1 protein-coding gene is annotated in these 258 nt (G+C 67.4%); it reads left to right on the top strand.

Annotated features, from left to right (window positions below):
- A partial coding sequence (locus R0J88_RS21365; protein ID WP_410901079.1) for a uroporphyrinogen-III C-methyltransferase occupies positions 1-258 on the top strand: 258 nt, incomplete at both ends.

Here is a 258-nt window from a genome sequence, read left to right as displayed (position 1 = left end):
ATCTCGATCCAGCGCGTTGACGAACCCGCGGCGCTGCTGCTGTCGCCGGAACAGGCCGACCAGGTGCGCGGCACGCTGCGCCAGCGTCTCTTGACCGTGCAACTGGCCATGCTGATGCGCCAGCCCGCGGTCTGGAAAAGCGAGCTCGACAACGTCGGCGCCACGCTGGCCAAGTACTTCGACACCCGTTCGCCTGACACAGTCGCGGCCCAGAACCTGGCCCGCGAACTGGCGCAGACCGATATCGCGGTGCGCATG

The organism is Pseudoalteromonas sp. SIMBA_162 (assembly GCF_046535955.1).
Lineage (GTDB): Bacteria > Pseudomonadota > Gammaproteobacteria > Enterobacterales > Alteromonadaceae > Pseudoalteromonas > Pseudoalteromonas marina.
Note: the sequence above shows the minus strand (reverse complement) of the source record. Positions and strands in the feature narration are given on the sequence as shown.